This window comes from Kordia sp. (assembly GCF_965224175.1).
Classification (GTDB): Bacteria; Bacteroidota; Bacteroidia; order Flavobacteriales; family Flavobacteriaceae; genus Kordia.
In genome coordinates this window covers 3,367,601-3,385,293 of sequence record NZ_OZ245041.1, presented here as the reverse complement: position 1 = coordinate 3,385,293, position 17,693 = coordinate 3,367,601, and the positions used below count along the sequence as shown (strand labels likewise).

The window sequence follows — 17,693 nt, the reverse complement described above, 5'->3', positions numbered from 1 at the left end:
TTACGCAATTAATGGTATATGAGACTTGTTAAACATTCTGTAAGATTTTATAAAAAGTCGCTACTAAGTGATCATAAACAAGCTAATTATGAAAAATATATATACAATTATCGCTATTTTAAGTTCTGGAATTTTGTTTGCACAGAGTCCTTGGACACAAGAAAAAGGAAAATTTTATACACAACTTTCGTTTACTACCATCGCAAATTATGACGAAGTTTTTGGTGATCCAGATTATGAAACAGATCGAGAAGTTACCGACAATACACTACAATTATATGGAGAATATGGAATATCAAATAAAACGACTTTATTGGTAAATCTTCCTATTAAATTGATTCAAACTGGCGATGCTGTAAATGGAAGTGCTTTTATTACGGAAGATTCTAAGACTGCTTTTGGAAATATTTCTGTTGGATTGAAACATAATTTTTACAATAAGAAATGGCTTATTTCGGGTCAGTTGAATGTAGAAGCAAATACAGGAACTTTTGAAGCTGCTTCTGGAATTAGAACTGGACAAGATGCCTGGACTTTTACACCCACGCTAAATATTGGTCGTAGTTTTGAAAAGTTTTATGTGCAAGCTTTTACAGGAATTGATTTAAAAACAAATGATTACAGCAATAACTTTAAAATTGGTGGTGAAATTGGTACTAAAGTACATGCCAAGGTTTGGCTAATTGGTTTTGTAGATATTGTAAGTTCTTTTAATGATGGTGATGTAAATTTACCGTTGAGCAACTTAGGAACTGCTTTGTATGTAAACAATCAAGAATATGGTGCTTTTGGATTGAAAGCTGTTGGAGAATTCAACAAGTCATTTGGTGGCGTGCTGAGTTTTGGTGGCGCTTTTTCTGGAAATAATGTTGCCAAACAAGCTGCATTAACTGTTGGTTTGTATCATAAATTTTAATTGCATTTTTGTTACGAAAAGACTCCTAAATTTAATTTCAGTAAAAAAAGTGGTACATTGAATCGCTTTGAATCTAGAAATTGAATTATGAGAGACTTGAAATATTTGGCAGCATTTTCTACGCCATTAGTTGCTGTACTGGCTTTATATTTAGGAGGATATTATACATTTTTAACGCCAATATATGCGTTTGGAATGATTCCTATTATGGAATTGATTTTTTCGCAGAACACGATAAATTTATCTGAAACAGAAGTGGAAGAAAAAGCAGCCAATCCTATCTTTGATTGGTTGTTGTATTTAAATATTCCTGTTGTTTTTGGGTTGTTATTTGTTACTTTATGGAATGTATCAACTAATAGCTATGAAACTTATGAATTAGTCGGATTGATCTTTTCTACCGGAATTGTTTTAGGTTCAAATGGAATCAATGTTGCGCATGAATTAGGTCATAGACAAACACAGTATGAGCAATTTATGGCAAAATTACTATTGTGGCCATCTTTGTATATGCATTTTTTTGTAGAACATAATTTTGGACATCATTTGCACGCTGCCACTAAAGAAGATCCTGCCACAGCAAGATATAATCAAGTTGTATACTCTTTTTGGTTTACCTCAACCATTCGTCAATATCTCAATGCTTGGAAAATTCAAAAGAACTTACGTCAACGTGGAAATTTTTCTTTCTTTTCACTGAAAAATAATATGTTTTGGTTTACAGTTTTACAGATTGCATACGTGGTAAGTATACTCTACTTCTTAGGAACTTTGGCATTTATTTTTGTATTGGCAAGCGCTGTTGTTAGTTTTTTATTGTTGGAAACTATCAATTATATAGAACATTATGGATTGTTAAGAAAGAAATTAGCTTCTGGACGTTACGAACGTGTTCGTGAAATTCATTCTTGGAATTCGAATCACGTTATCGGGCGCATTGTTTTATATGAACTTACACGTCATAGTGATCATCATTACAAAGCCTCAAAAAAATATCAATTACTTGATTGTCATGAAAAAAGTCCACAAATGCCTTTTGGATATCCAACTTCTATGGTCATGGCATTAATTCCGCCTTTATGGTTTAAAGTAATGAATAAGCGGATTCCAAATGAAATGGTGAACATTTCAAAATAGTAACTATAATTCAATCTAAATTTCATTTTAAATCAATTGCTTCAGAACAAGTTCAAGAAGCATTGAACGGAAACAATTAAAAACATTTCGGCGCACGCGTTTGAGTATTTAAATCTCCATTATCGAGTAAAGGGTGTTTTTCCTGTATTACTTACGGTTTTTCAATAATTTCTTAAGGCAAAACACTTTGTAAATCTTGGTGCTTTACTTCTACCCTATTGTTTGTCACTGGCGCATCTTTGCCTTGAAACAAATTATAGAAACTTAAACATTTTACATTATGAAAAACATGATTACTTTATGTTTGCTTCTTTTTTGGGGAGTAAGCTCTGCACAATTCTGTGAAGATTTTAATGACGGAACGCCAGATATTGCAAACTGGAACGGCGTAGCTGCTGGCGCCAATACAGCAGATCCTTTTGGGCCAAGCGGAAACGCTGACGACTTCTTTTTACATTCATATGACGCTTCTGGATCATCATACATTTACAATAACATAGATTATAGTGGTAACTGGCGTGAATATGAAGGACAATGTTTATGCTGGGATTTTCAAGTTATTGAAGATGGAGGTTTTGGTGAACCATTATCTCCTAGACTTATTATTTACAGCGGATCGCCAACAAGTCCAACAGCAACAGCAACTTTTGTAGCTACTGTACAAACTGTTGAAGGTGGTGGTTGGGTTCATGTCTGTGCTCCTATTGAAACCTGTGAAGGAACTGATTTACCTTCAAACGAAAATGGACAATGGGTAATGGCTGCTGGATCTGAGTGTGACGATTGGAATACATTAATAAGTAACATTGGCGGAATTCGTTTTTACTTAGACTTAACTTCTAGTCCAACAGAAGAATACGGTTACGATAATATCTGTATTCAAGAATGTGATATTGACACTGGCGAACCAAATAATGAAGGTGCTTTTTGTTGTGAAGGTGACAACTTAGTAGAAAATGGAAACTTTGAAAATGGTGCTAACGGATTTGGTAGCGATTATACAGAAGATGTTAGTTTATATCCTGGAGCATATTTAGTATCTGACGATGCTAGTATTTTTGGAACAACAGTAACTGATCATTCTGCATGTGTTGATCCTGAACAATATAGCGCTAATAAAGACTTTTTGTTAGTCAACGGAAGAACCACTCAACCAGCAGGAACTTCTAGTGTTATTTGGGAACAAAGTATTCAAATTGACTTCGAAAAAACCTATAAATTCTGTGCAAACTTTAAAGATTTACCACAATGTACATTCAACATTAAACCAGAAATTCGTTTGGAAGTAAATGGTCAATTATATGATTGGATTACTATTGATACTAATAGTGACGATCCTTGCGATTGGCAACAAATTTCTGAATGTTTTGAAGGAGAACAAGATGTATTAGACATTAAAATTCATCTAAAAGAAGATGGTTTAGGTGATGGAAATGATTTAGCAATCGATGATATTTCGTTGCAAGCAAAACTCGATCAAAACTTAAGTATTAGCGTATTACACCAAGGAAATCCTCAGCAATTAACAGGTTCTATCAATACAATTGATGCTTCAGATGACAGTCTAGTCGTAGAAGATATATGTACTGAACAAAACAACGGATACCAATATACATGGTTTGTATATGAGTTAGAATACTCTTCATATCCTTTTACAAACCCATTAGACTTTGTAAATATGGTACCAAATACTTTTGCTTGGTCAAGTAATATTGGAGGATTTAACAACCAATTACCAACATCTGCAAATCCAGTTTGGGGATTAACGACAAACTTCCCTAATTATACATTTGAACATAACAAACTCTATGTAATTGGAATGTACGTAGCTTCTTGTTGCGATAGTTGTTATGATGAAGATTGGACATATCAAATTACGCTTAGCAATAGTGTAAACTCTACGTCTTCTATCAATGTATTTACGACAGAAGTAAAAGATCACTTACGCTCACTATTTGTCATGGGAGAAGCAGGCGGAACTTTAGGTATAGAAGAAACAGATGTTATCAACTTTACAATGTTTCCAAATCCAACAGCAGATATATTACAATTTAATAGTGATGAACCAATTGTATCATACAAAATTACAGACATGACTGGAAGATTGGTACAAAGTAAAGCTGTCGAAGTTTCAGAAATTGATGTATCACAATTAAGTGACAACATGTATTTCTTAACAGTTACAACAGCTTCAGGTATTAAACACACAGAAAAATTCATCAAGAAATAGCATTTTTTCTCATACTTGCTTATTCAACGAAACCTTCAAAATTAAAACTTTGAAGGTTTCACTTTTACTGGATAATCGAGATTTAAAATGCACAATTTTAAAGGAAAAATAATAGTACATTTGCACTTTATAACCATATATTTTTATCTATGACTAAAAAAGTTCGTGTTCGTTTTGCACCAAGTCCTACAGGACCTTTACACATTGGAGGCGTAAGAACTGCCTTATTTAACTATTTATTCGCCAAAAAACATGGTGGAGATTTTGTGTTACGTATTGAAGATACAGATCAAAACAGATTTGTAGAAGGTGCGGAACAATATATCATAGATTCCTTAGAATGGTGTGGAATTCCTTTTGATGAAGGTGTTGGAAAAGATGGTGGATTTGGTCCATACAGACAAAGTGAACGCAAACATTTATACAAACAATATGCAGATCAATTAATTGAAAAAGGACACGCATATTACGCATTTGATACTGCCGAAGCTTTAGACGGACACAGAAAAGATCATGAAGAAAAAGGAAAAACATTTATTTATAACTGGCACAATCGTTTGAAGTTAACTAATTCTTTATCGCTTTCGGCGGAAGAAGTTTCTGCAAAATTAGATGCTGGTGAACCATATGTAATTCGTTACAAATCGCCACAAGATGAAACTCTACATTTAAAAGATGTAGTTCGTGGTGATGTAAAAATTGATACTAACATTTTAGATGATAAAGTATTATATAAAAGTGACGGAATGCCAACCTATCACCTAGCCAATATTGTAGATGATCATTTAATGGAAATTACGCATGTAATTCGCGGAGAAGAATGGTTGCCTTCGTTAGCATTGCATTATTTATTATACCGTTCATTTGAATGGGAAGCGCCTGTTTTTGCGCATTTACCATTGATCCTTAAACCAACTGGAAAAGGAAAATTAGGAAAGCGTGATGGCGCAAAATTTGGTTTCCCTGTGTTTCCTCTTGAATGGAAAGATCCAAAGACAGATGAAGTATTTGCAGGTTTCCGTGAAGACGGCTATTTTGAAGATGCTTTGATCAATTTCTTAGCATTTTTAGGATGGAATCCTGGAACAGAACAAGAAATATTTAATTTAGAACAGTTGATTGAAGAGTTTGATTTAGAACGAATCAACAAGGCTGGAGCACGTTTTGATAATGACAAAATGAAATGGTTCAACCAACAATATATGCAACTAAAATCTAACGAAAGTTTAGCCATTGCCTTCAAAGAAAGTCAAGCTGAACTCGCTGATATTGATGTGAATTATATTGAAATGGTTGTCGAATTGATTAAAGAAAGAGCATCATTTACTAAAGATTTATGGAATTTGAGTCATTTTTTCTTTGTTGCACCAACGGAATATGATGCAAAAGCACAGAAAAAGGCATTAAAAGAAGGTACGGGAGCTATTTTAAACAAACTAATAGAAATTATTGAATCTACGGAAGATTATAGCGTAGAAAGCTTACAAACCAATATTAAAGGTTGGATCACAAGCAATGAAATTGGTTTTGGAAAAGTAATGCAACCATTACGTTTTGCGTTGGCTGGCGCTTTAAGTGGACCCGATTTATTTCAAATTATGTTTATGATTGGAAAACAAGAAACCATCAAACGTATTCAGAAGGTTATTGGGATGTTGTAGGATGAGGAAAATACTGTTTATCATTTTTATTTTTTTCATTTCGTGTAAAACGAGTCAAAGTATTGTTTCTGATGAATTAAATCCTTTTGAGCGATACACTCAAAAAATTATTTTTAAAAGTGGCACTGATGAAACTCTTAAAAACTATAATCCTGAAATTATAGCCATTAGCAAAATCATCAAAAAGATTTCTGATGAATATACTGTTGAAGTTTCTGGACATACAGATTCGGTTGGAAAAAAAGAATTGAATTTAGCTTTATCACAGAAAAGAGCAGAAAAAATAAAGAAACTTTTGGTAAAAGAAGGTTGTATATCTTCTCAATTAAAAGCTGTTGGCTATGGAGAAACAAGACCTTTGGCTTCCAATAAAACTAAAGAAGGACGAAAAATGAATCGAAGAATCGAAATCGTTATTATTAAAAATTAGAATGTGATGCTGAATCAAGTTCAGCATGACGTTTATATCCAAGAAAAAAGAGCGCTCATGGCGCTCTTTTTTGTGTTAATTACAAATAGAAGGTGGCTAAAACACTCAACTGTTCTATATTACCTTTCAGTTTATTATTCTCTACAGTTAGTTTACTTAAAACGTTAGAAAATCCATATTCGTATTGAAGTGATATTTTAAATGATTGAAATCCTGCAGAAATTCCAACAATTCCCATCAAATTTATACGGGAAGTTTGGCGAGCTTCATTCGCGGTAAAGCTATCATAACCATCTAAAATATATTCACTGTACTTTCCTTCTACTTCAAACTTATCTGAAAGTTGTAGCGCAGGTCCAAACTCTAAACTAAGATGTTTTTCAACAATTTTATAACTTCCCAAAACACCTATTTTTGCTGCCAATAGTTTAAAAGGAATTTCTTCATTGGCTGCTAAAAGTGTTTCACGTCCAAGTACATTTACTTCGTGTCTATTTAAATTTAAAAAATAAATCATATCAAAGTGTCTTCCAACGGTTCCTCGAGTAGATAATCCGCCGTGAAAGCCAGTAGATTTAGTGGTTGTCAAATCATTGGTACGAATGTCAAATTGATGAATTCCGAACGAAATTCCAAAGCGATTGTAATCGTTATAACGACTTTGTGAAAAAGATTTTGTAACAAAAAGTAACATTATAGCTACTAATGGTAGGAAAAAGGATTTGTTCATTTGGGGTAAACTTTGAATTAAAGTTGTCAAAAGTATCCTTTTTTTACACAAAAAAAATTATTTTTATATACTAACATTTAAAATACTACAAATTATGCCAAATCCAATATTTATCGTTCTCGGTGTTATTGCGTTATTTATTTTCTTGTCTTCCTTTTTTATTGTGAAACAACAAACAGCAGCAGTTATAGAACGTTTCGGACGTTTTCAGAGCATTCGCCATTCTGGATTACAGTTAAAAATTCCTTTAGTGGATAGAATTGCTGGAAAGCTAAGTTTAAAAATTCAACAATTAGATGTAATTATTGAAACAAAAACATTAGACGATGTATTTGTTCGTTTAAAGGTTTCTGTACAGTACAAAGTAATTAAAGATAAAGTATACGATGCTTTTTATAAGTTAGATTATCCACATGATCAAATTACATCATATGTATTTGACGTAGTTCGTGCCGAAGTACCAAAAATGAAATTAGATGATGTATTCGTAAAGAAAGATGATATTGCAATCGCCGTAAAAACAGAATTAAATGATGCCATGATGGAATATGGTTATGATATCATTAAAACCTTAGTAACTGATATTGATCCTGATGCACAAGTAAAAGCTGCTATGAACCGTATTAATGCGGCTGACAGAGAAAAAACTGCTGCACAGTATGAAGGAGATGCACAACGTATTTTAATCGTTGAAAAAGCAAAAGCAGAAGCAGAAAGTAAGCGTTTACAAGGTCAAGGTATTGCAGATCAGCGTCGTGAAATTGCACGTGGTTTAGAAGAGTCTGTAGAGGTTTTAAATAAAGTTGGAATCAACTCGCAAGAAGCTTCTGCCTTAATTGTAGTAACGCAGCATTATGATACATTGCAAGCAATAGGTCAAGAAACAAATAGTAACTTGATTTTATTACCAAATTCACCACAAGCAGGAAGCAATATGCTAAATGATATGGTTGCTAGTTTTACCGCAAGTAATCAAATTGGTGAAGCCATGAAAAATGCTAAAAACAATAAAAAAGACGAACTATAACAAATAGTTTTTATCATACAAACCCGAAACGAGTTGTTTCGGGTTTTTTCTTTTTGATAAATATATATTCGACATGAAAAAAATTACTTTCCTCCTATTTATATTTTGTGCAACACAAGTGTTTTCACAAAATACGGAAACACTTAAAAAAGAAGCGTTACGCGATGCGCAAGCAGCTTGCAATGCAACTTTAAAAGAAGATTTCAAAACACTTCTTACGTTTACACATCCTAATATTTTAAAAGCTGCTGGCGGCGCAGAAGTTATGGAAGAGTATTTAAAAACTACTTTCAATCAAATGAAAGCCAATGGTTTTGCTTATGAAGTTGCAGAAACAAAAGCGGTGTCTGATGTGGTAAAAGAACAAGGTGAATACCGTTGTTATGTTGAGAATTATAATGTGATGAAGATGAATGATAAACGCATTACTTCTACAAGTTATATGCTTGGTTTTTATAATGAAACTAACAAAAAATGGACCTTTGTAGAAGCCAAAGAAATGAAAGCGACAGGATCTGTTATTGCATATTTTCCTGAGTTTAAAACATCTTTAAAGATTCCAGAGAATACAATGGAAATGACAGATATTAAAGAATAGGAAACATCATTCTGAACTTGATTCGGTTTGACGAAAATTGAGTTTTACCAACGCTTATCAAAAACTTTTCTACGTTGGTCAAATGAATTATATACTGTTCGTTTTATGTTGTTAGTTTGAAGTATCAAAAAAAACAATCATCATGAAACGAACATTTTTTATACTCTTTACTTTTTTAAGTACACATGTATTGCTTTCGCAAGAGAAAGCCGTGAATGCTATTGATACTTCAAGTTTTTCTTCTGAGATAGGAAAGGTTATTGCAGAAAATAGCGAACTTTTTCCAAATAATTCACAGCTTTCTATTGCACTAATTGATGGTGAAAACACAAACTATATCGGAATTATCCGTAAAAACGATTCACTACAAAATATCGTAAACAAAGAAGCTGTTTTTGAAGTAGGTTCTAATACAAAAGTGTTTACTTCTCTCTTACTTTCTCAACAAATTCAAGCAGGAAATCTTCAATTGAATGATAAATTGGTTGATTTGTTACCGTTTACACTTGATACATCACCAGAAAAAACCAAGGAAATTAGTTTGCTAATGCTTGCCAATCATTCTTCAGGTTTACCAAGATTACCACAAAATATCTTTCCATTATTAGAGAAAAACATGACCAATCCATATAAAGAATATACAGTTGCCATGTTACAAGATTATTTAAAAAGTGAAATTACTTTAGAAAATGAACCAAGCAAAGTAAGTTCGTATTCTAACTTAGGCGCTGGTTTATTAGGATATTTGCTGACGGAAAAAACCAAGAAAACTTATGAAGAGTTGCTGCAAGAACAGATTTTAAAACCTCTTGGAATGCACAATACTTCTACCCTTTTGTCAAAAATAGATCGTTCTCAATTGGTTGTTGGTTTACAACCTAATGGCACGGAAACTTCCAATTGGGATTTTACAGATGCTTTGGTTGGTGCTGGCGGAATAAAATCGAGTGTAGTTGATATGGAGAAATTTATTCGTAAAAACTTTGAAGATGATATTGTATATAATTTACCTCAACAACCAACAATTAATGTAAACAATTCGGTTCAAGTAGGATTGGGTTGGCATATTATTACCAAAGAAGGAAAAACTGTATTGTTTCACAATGGCGGTACAGGCGGATATTTGTCTTGTATGATTATTGATAAGAAAAATAAAAAAGCAGCTTTGCTCCTATCAAATGTTTCTGCTTTTAGTCCGCAAGGTCCAAAGATTGATAATTTATGTTTTTCTTTGATTGAATTATTGTAATTATTTATTCGTTAACAGCAACTTTAAAAAACAAAATATAGACTGTACATGTCAAAAACGAAGTTATACATTCTTGTCATAGCGCATCTTATTTTTTGGGCGCTCAACTATTTGTACGTTACCAGTGGAAACTTAACTTGGATGGGATTTGATAACGATTCTGGTTCACTGAGTGTTGCCTATAGTTATGGAATGTTTTTTAATGCGTTTTTATGTTACATTCAAGTATTTTGGTTGGTTCCTACATTATTTATTAAACACAAAAAACTACAATTTTGGTGCTATTCTTTATTACTCTTGTGCTCCATTACCTTTCTTGAAAGTTATTTAGATCTTCAAGTAATGCTATCGTATGAAGTTATTAACGAACATGTTTCTATGCTATTGATAGGTACTTCGGTATTTATACAAAACATATTTTTTCATATTCTGTATACTTCTTTTGGTTTTTTATATCGCTTTTTGTTTGAATATCGCAGAGCTGAAAACGCAAAGCAAGAATTACTCAAAGAGACACATCAAACCGAATTAAAATACTTAAAAGCACAACTTAATCCGCATTTTTTATTCAACGGTATCAACAGTGTTTATCATTTAATTGGAAGCAATAATAATTTAGCAAAAGATACACTTTTACAGTTTTCGGGTTTGTTGCGTTATCAATTGTATGAAAGCAGTGAAGCGCATATTACTTTGGAAAAAGAACTCGATTATTTATCGCAATACATTCGTTTAGAAGCCATTAGAAAAGGTGACGATATTTCATTAACCTATAGTATTGATTTTGAAAATGCTTCACTAAAAATTGCACCATTGTTATTAACTCCTTTTGTTGAAAATGCTTTCAAACACATTAGTCATCATGAAGCTGCTGAAAAAAATAGTATTTATATTGACGTAAAAGAATACGATAAAAAAGTATTATTATCTGTAAAAAATACTACAGATACAACGCTGAAGAAAACAAATTTTGGTGGTGTTGGCTTAAACAATGTAAAACGTAGATTAACTTTATTATATCCAGAAAAACATACGTTACAAATTACAGAAGCAACCAACTTTTATCAAGTAGAATTAACTATAGATATTTCATAAAACAAGCTAAATGAAAATACTAAACTGCATTATTATTGACGATGAACCTTTGGCACGAAAAGGATTGCTTTCGTATTGCAATGATATTTCCTTTTTAAATGTAGTTGGTGTTTGTAAAAATGCATTGCAAGCAAATGATGTATTGCACAAACAAACGGTAGATTTGATTTTCTTAGATATCAACATGCCTATTTTGACAGGTTTGGATTGGCTAAAAAGTTTAGCCTCTTCTCCACTCGTTGTTATGACAACAGCATATCCACAATATGCCTTAGAGAGTTTTTCTTATGAAGTGATTGATTATTTGGTAAAGCCAATTTCTTTTGAACGTTTTTTACAAGCAGCAAACAAAGCATATCGTTTGGCAAAAACCACTGAAGACGAACAAGTATTTTTTGTAAAAAGTGATAAGTCGTTGAAAAAAATTAAAATTGATGAAGTTTTATTTGTAGAAGCGATGCAGAATTATGTAAAGATAGTGACGACTTCCGAAACAGTGATTACACATTCTACTTTAAAACAATTACACGAAAATTTACCTGATCAATTATTTGTACAAACCCACAAATCGTATTTGGTTGCCAAATCGCATATTTCTGAAATTGTAGGAAATCAAATTTTAATTGGTACGCACAAAATTCCAATTAGTGTTCGGTTGAAAAAAGACGTTTTGCAGAAAATTTTGCATTCGTAGGTCTTCATCACAAAAAGTTGAGTGCAACTTCACTATTTTTTATTTTAAGGTAGTTTTTAGCGCTGTTTTTCTTTGAAGAAACAAAGTAGTTTCAACTTTATTTTAAACGCTATAAAACGCTTCTCAGAACTTCATTTTTAATAAGAATTATAGATGATTTTTATAATAACAATCATCAAATCTTATAGTGAGTTTTTAGGCAAAAAAAAACCTGAAAATGTAGAATTCTCAGGATTTTTGTCTTTTCATCAAATTGATGTGTATGCTTTAGAAAACTAATTTTCGTTCCAAAGTTCTTTTGCTTTGTCCCAAAGTTTTTCTCCTTCTTGTTTTAATTGTTCACCAGTTTCTTTAATTCCTTCTTCACTTGTGTATTTTGAAATATTTTCCACATACGTTTGTGCTGTTTTTATTTTCTCTAAAAGCGCATCCGAATAAGAATCAGTATTATTTTCTGTAAATTTTTTCCAATCAAATTCAGATATTACATTCCAAGAATATTTCGTCACTATTTTACTTAAAAAATATTTATCATAAATGGTGTTGAGTACTTTTCCTGATTCTCTTTCTTGAAGATACACAATTGCTTCATCAATAGTTGCTCTTTCTTTGTCTGATAATAACTTACTTTGTTTTAGCTTTGATAAAGATTGTATTGCTTCCGCAGAATTTTCATTTTTTAGATTCACATAGGTTTCAATTGCAGCAGTTACTTCCGTTTGAATGCCTAGTTTTTCCATTTGTGTTAAAAACCCTTGAAAATCTTCTTGAACGGCTTTTTCTGTCGTTTCTCCTCCTATAAACAATCGATCTAAACCTCTAATTAAGTAGTTTGTAGACAGCATATATTCATAAGCTTGCTGTTGTGTTAACGATTCGCTGTACGGTCCTAAAACACTTCTAAAATCAGCATTTGGTGTATTTTCGATCCAGTTGATGTTTGCTGTCAATTCTTTCTCAGAAAGATGATTCAGTCCTTTTTCAAAAAATAGAAATCCTCTAAAGAGTCGGTAAAAACATTTCGTTTCACTTTCAGTAACATTGTCCATATCTATTTTAGAAGCTTCATACAATGCAATCTCTCTTCCGGCATCTCTTGAAAGTAAAGAAAGTCCGGCAAACATCATATGTTCCATAGATCGTTTGTTTGAGATTTCTTCTGCAGACAAAGCAGTATTTTCAGTATTGTAAAATTCACTATATGAAGGCATTATATCTTCATCAGTAGTTTTAATATACTCTTTGGTTTCGTTGAAATCTTTGTAAATATCTACATAATCAAACGCAGATAATTCTTCCATCATCGTTTGATTGTTATAAGCATTTAAAACATTCGATATTTTAGAAAACTTTGTTTTCATAGGTAACAAATCAGCATGTGTATCTTCTGTGATATATGTTGATTTTTGACTCATTTTTAAGTATTTCCATAACAATACTTTGTACGAATACACACTTTCATCCAATTCTTTTTGTTCGCGTTCTATCTGCACTACATTCTGTGTTTCTGTTTCTTCTGAAGTTAAAAAAGAACAACTTTGTAGCATAAAAATTATCACAAATAGCGTAGAAGTGAAGGTGTATTTTTTCATAAATATTAATATTTTAAATGAATACCATTATTTGATCTTTAAATTATAATCTTGATCACAATTTAAACAAATTACCTCTGAGTTTTTAATTTGATAAGTAGTTCCTAAATAATCAGGATTTTCGTTTTCAAAATGTAATTCGAGCGTATTTTTTGATAACTCGTAAGTTCCAACAGATTCTCTATCGCAAGCAACATCGAAAGTTTTTGCAAAAAAGCGTCCATTTTCAAATAGTTGAATCTTTACAAAGACAAAATTTTCTCCTTCAATCACATATTTTTCGTTACCAAATTGAACAAACATAATGATTTGTCTTAAAAATATACATAGAAATATAAGTGCAGCAGTTACTGAAATTGCAAAGATTCGATATGGTTTCCAGTTGTTTTTATTATAAAATATCCAAGAATTCAACATAAATCCAACGGATGTTACAAAGAATACAAACCATACTAGAACAAATACAATTTGATCAGCATCACAAAGACCTCCATAACCAGGTATTTTTAGATATATTAAAGAAAAACTTAAAACACCAATGATAAAAAACAATATCATTTGTCCTATTATAATTAGTATATTTTTTACATTCATTATGGAAACTATTCTTTATAAAATTTAGTCATAAAAAAAGACCGTACCGAAGTACAGTCTTCTTATATATAACTGATTTTGTTTAGATTTGTTGCGCTTCTGCAACTAACAAATCGTTTTTATCATCTAATGCTTTTGCAATGAAATCGTTGATATTTTCGTTGCGTTCTTGTCCATTTTTCAACAATACACCTAAAGTAATCATCGCAGCAATTCGTGTTCCTGCTTTCTTTGTTGCTGTTGCAAACAAAGGCTCTAAATCTTCATACGGAACTTTTTCAGCCAATTCTTGAATTTTAGCTTTTGTAATTTCCTGTTTTTCAGCTGGATAATTAGTGTATTTTTTTCCTAGCTTTTTAATTTCTTCAATCGCAGGTCTTGTTGATTGTTGATTTTGCGGTTTTGGGTTGTTCTGAACAGGTTTTGGTTTCTGTTTTGCCCACGTATCACGCAAACCAACTGTTTTATTAAAGATTAACTTGTCTGCTGTCGTATCTTCGTCTACACAGAAATATCCTAGACGTTGAAATTGAAAACGATCACCAACTTTTGCTTCTGTTAAGTATGGTTCTACAAATGCATTTACCACACTTAATGAATCTGGATTTACAAACTCCATGAAGTCTTTATCCTTATGATTTCCTGGTGCTTCATCAGAAAACAAACGATCGTATACACGAACCTCAGCTTGTACAGCATGTGCCGTAGAAACCCAATGTAAAGTACCTTTTACTTTACGTACACTGGCTTCTGTTCCGCTTCCACTTAAACTATCAGTGTCATATGTACAGTGAATTTCTGTAATGTTTCCATCTTCATCTTTTACTACATTTTCTCCTTTGATGATGTATGCATTTTTAAGACGTACTTCTTTTCCAAGCGTTAATCTAAAAAACTTGCTTCCAGCTTCTTCTTTAAAGTCTTCTTTTTCAATGTATAATTCTCTTGAAAAAGGCACTTCATGTGTTCCTGAATTAGCATCTTCTGGATTATTTTCTGCTTCAAGCATTTCAACCTTTCCTTCTGGATAGTTGCTAATAACTAACTTCACAGGATTTAATACCCCCATCACACGATTGGCAGTTTTGTTTAAATCTTCGCGAATGCAAAATTCTAATAAAGATACATCGATGACATTTTCACGTTTAGCAACTCCAACTGTATCCACAAATTTTCTAATAGCTGTTGGTGTATAACCTCTTCTACGTAAACCAGAAATTGTAGGCATTCGCGGATCGTCCCAACCAGAAACAATCTTGTCTTCTACCAATTTGAGTAATTTACGTTTACTCATAATGGTATAGCTTAAATTAAGGCGTGCAAATTCGCGTTGTTTCGGTTGTAATGGAAATTCATTTTTACTGTATTCAAATACATTCTCCTTAAACCAATCATAGAGTTTACGATGTGGTTTAAATTCTAGGGAACATAAAGAATGTGAAATTTGTTCTATATAATCACTTTCACCATGTGTCCAATCGTACATTGGGTAAATACACCAATCATTTCCAGTTCTATGATGATGTGCATATAAAATTCTGTACATCAACGGATCACGCATTAACATATTTGGATCTTCCATGTCAATTTTGGCACGTAGTACATGTGTTCCAGCTTCAAATTCGCCATTTTTCATACGTTGGAATAAATCTAAATTTTCTTCCACGCTTCTATCTCTGTACGGACTATTGGTTCCTACTTCTGTTGGCGTTCCTTTTTGAGCTGCCATTTCCTCAGAAGATTGTGAATCTACATAGGCTTTTCCGTCTTTTATTAATTGAATTGTCCAGTCATACAGTTGCTGGAAATAGTCTGAAGAATAACATTCGCTTGCCCATTGATAGCCAAGCCAGGCGATATCACGTTTAATTGCATCTACATATTCCTGCTCTTCTTTTGCAGGATTTGTATCGTCAAAACGAAGGTTTACAGGTGCATTGTATTTTTCACCCAAACCAAAACTAATACCAATAGCTTTGGTATGTCCAATGTGTAAATACCCATTTGGCTCAGGAGGAAATCGAAAACGTAAATCGTTTTTTGACATTCCGTTTGCCAAATCTTCTTCAATAATGTGCTCAATAAAGTTGAGCGATTTTGTTTCTTCAGACATTATTTTGTATTGAAAAGTTTGTTAAAATAAACCGCAAAATTAGCGAATTAATGTGAAATGCTATAAGTTTCTTTTTACTTCCTTGTAACGAACATTCATAATGCAGCACTTATATATAAAAGTTTAATTTTTTTAAATAATTATATATGCAACATCCTAATTATTCTTGTCCAAAGTGTCAAAACAGAACGTATCAAGTAGCAGAGCTAAGAGCTACAGGTGGAACGTTGTCTAAAATATTTGATGTACAAAATCAAAAATATACTTCTATAACGTGTGAACGTTGTTCGTATACAGAATTCTACAAAGCAAAAACAAGTGCTATGAGCAATATTTTTGACTTTTTTACAGGTTGATAAATTGCTAAGAATACTGTACATTAGCTTCTTTAAGAAGATTATTTATGGGAATTATTCGTGTTACCAACATCAGAGTATATGCTTTTCACGGTTGTCTTGTGGAAGAAAGTAAAATAGGAAGCGATTACAGAGTTGATGTTGCGGTAAAAGCCAATTTACAAACCTCAGCAAAAAGCGATGAACTAAAAGATACTGTTGATTATGTACATATTAACAGAATTGTAAAAGAAGAAATGGCAATTCGTTCTAAATTGTTAGAACATGTAGCCAAACGTATTTTAAATCGAATTTTTGATGAAATTGCAATAGCAAATGAAGCTACTGTAGAAGTTTCAAAATTAAATCCTCCTATTGGTGGTAATGTTCAAATGGTTACTATTGAAATGACTTCGCAACGTTAATACGAATACTATTTAATGTTTCTTTTTGTTGCATAGAATGTAAAATTAGTTAAATTTGCAATCACAAATGGCGTCGTGGCCGAGTGGCTAGGCAGAGGTCTGCAAAACCTTGTACAGCGGTTCGAATCCGCTCGACGCCTCCAAAAAAAGAAAACCTTCTGATAATCAGAAGGTTTTTTTATTTTTATGAAAAGAAGTCTAATAGTATTTGTTTGAGTTTTGCTAATTCTTTTGGGAACGTTCCTTGAAGTATCATGACAGATCCAAAAACAATTATTAGAATACTGACCCATTTTTTTGTTTTAAAGATAACGCGTGGCGTCATTTTGCTTTTTAATTTTTTAGCAAGCAACATTTTTGCGATATCCGTGATCAACATACTTATCAATACTGTTGATAGGAATAAAATAACACCTTCAGAAGTTGTTGTAAGCGCATTTGCCATGATAATAACTCCTATCCAACCAGCTAACACTCCAAAATTGATAAAGTTCAGTAGAAAGCCTTTAACGAATAATCCAAAGAGATTTTTTTTAGTATCAACGCTGTAATGTTCACGAACTATTTTTCGAAACGATTTAGAAGTTTTTATATAAGAGATAATTCCGAAGGCAAGTAAAATAAGTCCTCCAAAGATAATTAAATTAGGATCATCCTTTATTTTTTCTAAGATTTGACTTGTACTGTAGTATGCAAATGTAATGAAAATGATATCTGCAAAGATAGCTCCTAAGTCAAATGCTAAAGCGCTTCTAAAACCTTTGGTAATACTGGTTTCTATGATAATAAAGAAAACAGGACCAACGGCAAAGGCTAAGATAAATCCGTAAAGTGCAGCGTATGCTAATCCATCAAACATAAAACAAA

The 17,693-nt window shown here is 32.3% G+C and carries 18 protein-coding genes and 1 tRNA gene; 14 read left to right on the top strand and 5 right to left on the bottom strand.

The window, feature by feature from the left end; genetic code table 11:
- The first annotated feature begins 88 nt into the window (after positions 1-88).
- The 5 genes from ACOQOS_RS14680 to ACOQOS_RS14660 all read left to right on the top strand — a co-directional run bounded on the left by ACOQOS_RS14680 (position 89) and on the right by ACOQOS_RS14660 (position 6,374).
- Entirely contained in the window at positions 89-916 is an 828-nt protein-coding gene (locus ACOQOS_RS14680; RefSeq protein WP_420571218.1) for a transporter, read from the top strand.
- Positions 917-1,003: 87 nt separating this feature from the next.
- Complete coding sequence (locus ACOQOS_RS14675; protein ID WP_420571217.1) at positions 1,004-2,053, top strand: alkane 1-monooxygenase; 1,050 nt, start codon at positions 1,004-1,006, stop codon at positions 2,051-2,053.
- Positions 2,054-2,333: 280 nt separating this feature from the next.
- Positions 2,334-4,283, top strand: coding sequence for a T9SS type A sorting domain-containing protein (locus ACOQOS_RS14670; RefSeq protein WP_420571216.1), 1,950 nt, complete (start codon positions 2,334-2,336; stop codon positions 4,281-4,283).
- Between the two features lie 149 nt (positions 4,284-4,432).
- A complete protein-coding gene (gene gltX, locus ACOQOS_RS14665; protein ID WP_420571215.1) occupies positions 4,433-5,944 on the top strand; it encodes a glutamate--tRNA ligase in 1,512 nt (503 codons plus the stop codon).
- A 1-nt stretch (position 5,945) separates the two neighbouring features.
- The gene (locus ACOQOS_RS14660; protein WP_420571214.1) at positions 5,946-6,374 is read left to right on the top strand and encodes an OmpA family protein; all 429 of its coding nucleotides are present in this window, start codon (positions 5,946-5,948) and stop codon (positions 6,372-6,374) included.
- Between the two features lie 79 nt (positions 6,375-6,453).
- Here ACOQOS_RS14660 and ACOQOS_RS14655 read toward each other — a convergent pair whose 3' ends face one another.
- Positions 6,454-7,104, bottom strand: a complete 651-nt coding sequence (locus ACOQOS_RS14655; protein ID WP_420571213.1) for an outer membrane beta-barrel protein — start codon at positions 7,102-7,104, stop codon at positions 6,454-6,456.
- A gap of 94 nt (positions 7,105-7,198) precedes the next feature.
- Between ACOQOS_RS14655 and ACOQOS_RS14650 the strand changes: the two genes are divergently transcribed.
- From ACOQOS_RS14650 to ACOQOS_RS14625, 6 genes are all read left to right on the top strand, one after another.
- Positions 7,199-8,131: an SPFH domain-containing protein gene (locus ACOQOS_RS14650; RefSeq protein WP_420571212.1), complete on the top strand. Its 933-nt coding sequence runs from the start codon at positions 7,199-7,201 to the stop codon at positions 8,129-8,131.
- Positions 8,132-8,204: 73 nt separating this feature from the next.
- The gene (locus ACOQOS_RS14645; protein ID WP_420571211.1) at positions 8,205-8,729 is read left to right on the top strand and encodes a hypothetical protein; all 525 of its coding nucleotides are present in this window, start codon (positions 8,205-8,207) and stop codon (positions 8,727-8,729) included.
- Between the two features lie 142 nt (positions 8,730-8,871).
- Positions 8,872-9,978 (top strand): serine hydrolase domain-containing protein, encoded by a 1,107-nt coding sequence (locus ACOQOS_RS14640; RefSeq protein WP_420571210.1) that lies wholly within the window; start codon positions 8,872-8,874, stop codon positions 9,976-9,978.
- Between the two features lie 48 nt (positions 9,979-10,026).
- Positions 10,027-11,073, top strand: a complete 1,047-nt coding sequence (locus tag ACOQOS_RS14635) for a sensor histidine kinase (RefSeq protein ID WP_420571209.1) — start codon at positions 10,027-10,029, stop codon at positions 11,071-11,073.
- A gap of 10 nt (positions 11,074-11,083) precedes the next feature.
- Positions 11,084-11,767, top strand: coding sequence for a LytR/AlgR family response regulator transcription factor (locus ACOQOS_RS14630; protein WP_420571208.1), 684 nt, complete (start codon positions 11,084-11,086; stop codon positions 11,765-11,767).
- A gap of 153 nt (positions 11,768-11,920) precedes the next feature.
- The gene (locus ACOQOS_RS14625) at positions 11,921-12,046 is read left to right on the top strand and encodes a hypothetical protein (RefSeq protein ID WP_420571207.1); all 126 of its coding nucleotides are present in this window, start codon (positions 11,921-11,923) and stop codon (positions 12,044-12,046) included.
- Here the strand turns inward: ACOQOS_RS14625 and ACOQOS_RS14620 are convergent.
- The 3 genes from ACOQOS_RS14620 to ACOQOS_RS14610 all read right to left on the bottom strand — a co-directional run bounded on the left by ACOQOS_RS14620 (position 12,043) and on the right by ACOQOS_RS14610 (position 16,066).
- Positions 12,043-13,359 (bottom strand): hypothetical protein, encoded by a 1,317-nt coding sequence (locus ACOQOS_RS14620; RefSeq protein ID WP_420571206.1) that lies wholly within the window; start codon positions 13,357-13,359, stop codon positions 12,043-12,045. The genes ACOQOS_RS14625 and ACOQOS_RS14620 overlap by 4 nt on opposite strands.
- A 27-nt stretch (positions 13,360-13,386) precedes the next feature.
- Positions 13,387-13,917 carry a hypothetical protein gene (locus ACOQOS_RS14615; RefSeq protein ID WP_420571205.1) on the bottom strand — a complete coding sequence of 177 codons (531 nt, stop codon included), beginning with the start codon at positions 13,915-13,917 and terminating at the stop codon, positions 13,387-13,389.
- Between the two features lie 118 nt (positions 13,918-14,035).
- Positions 14,036-16,066, bottom strand: a complete 2,031-nt coding sequence (locus ACOQOS_RS14610) for a glutamine--tRNA ligase/YqeY domain fusion protein (protein ID WP_420571204.1) — start codon at positions 16,064-16,066, stop codon at positions 14,036-14,038.
- Positions 16,067-16,212: 146 nt separating this feature from the next.
- Between ACOQOS_RS14610 and ACOQOS_RS14605 the strand changes: the two genes are divergently transcribed.
- The 3 genes from ACOQOS_RS14605 to ACOQOS_RS14595 all read left to right on the top strand — a co-directional run bounded on the left by ACOQOS_RS14605 (position 16,213) and on the right by ACOQOS_RS14595 (position 16,969).
- Positions 16,213-16,422: a zinc ribbon domain-containing protein gene (locus tag ACOQOS_RS14605; RefSeq protein ID WP_420571203.1), complete on the top strand. Its 210-nt coding sequence runs from the start codon at positions 16,213-16,215 to the stop codon at positions 16,420-16,422.
- A 47-nt stretch (positions 16,423-16,469) separates the two neighbouring features.
- Positions 16,470-16,826 carry a dihydroneopterin aldolase gene (gene folB / locus ACOQOS_RS14600; protein WP_420571202.1) on the top strand — a complete coding sequence of 119 codons (357 nt, stop codon included), beginning with the start codon at positions 16,470-16,472 and terminating at the stop codon, positions 16,824-16,826.
- 69 nt (positions 16,827-16,895) lie between these two features.
- Positions 16,896-16,969: transfer RNA gene (locus tag ACOQOS_RS14595), tRNA-Cys, on the top strand.
- A gap of 41 nt (positions 16,970-17,010) precedes the next feature.
- On the opposite strand, the gene ACOQOS_RS14590 is transcribed toward ACOQOS_RS14595, so the two are convergent.
- A complete protein-coding gene (locus ACOQOS_RS14590; protein WP_420571201.1) occupies positions 17,011-17,685 on the bottom strand; it encodes a LysE family translocator in 675 nt (224 codons plus the stop codon).
- Between the last annotated feature and the right edge of the window lie 8 nt (positions 17,686-17,693).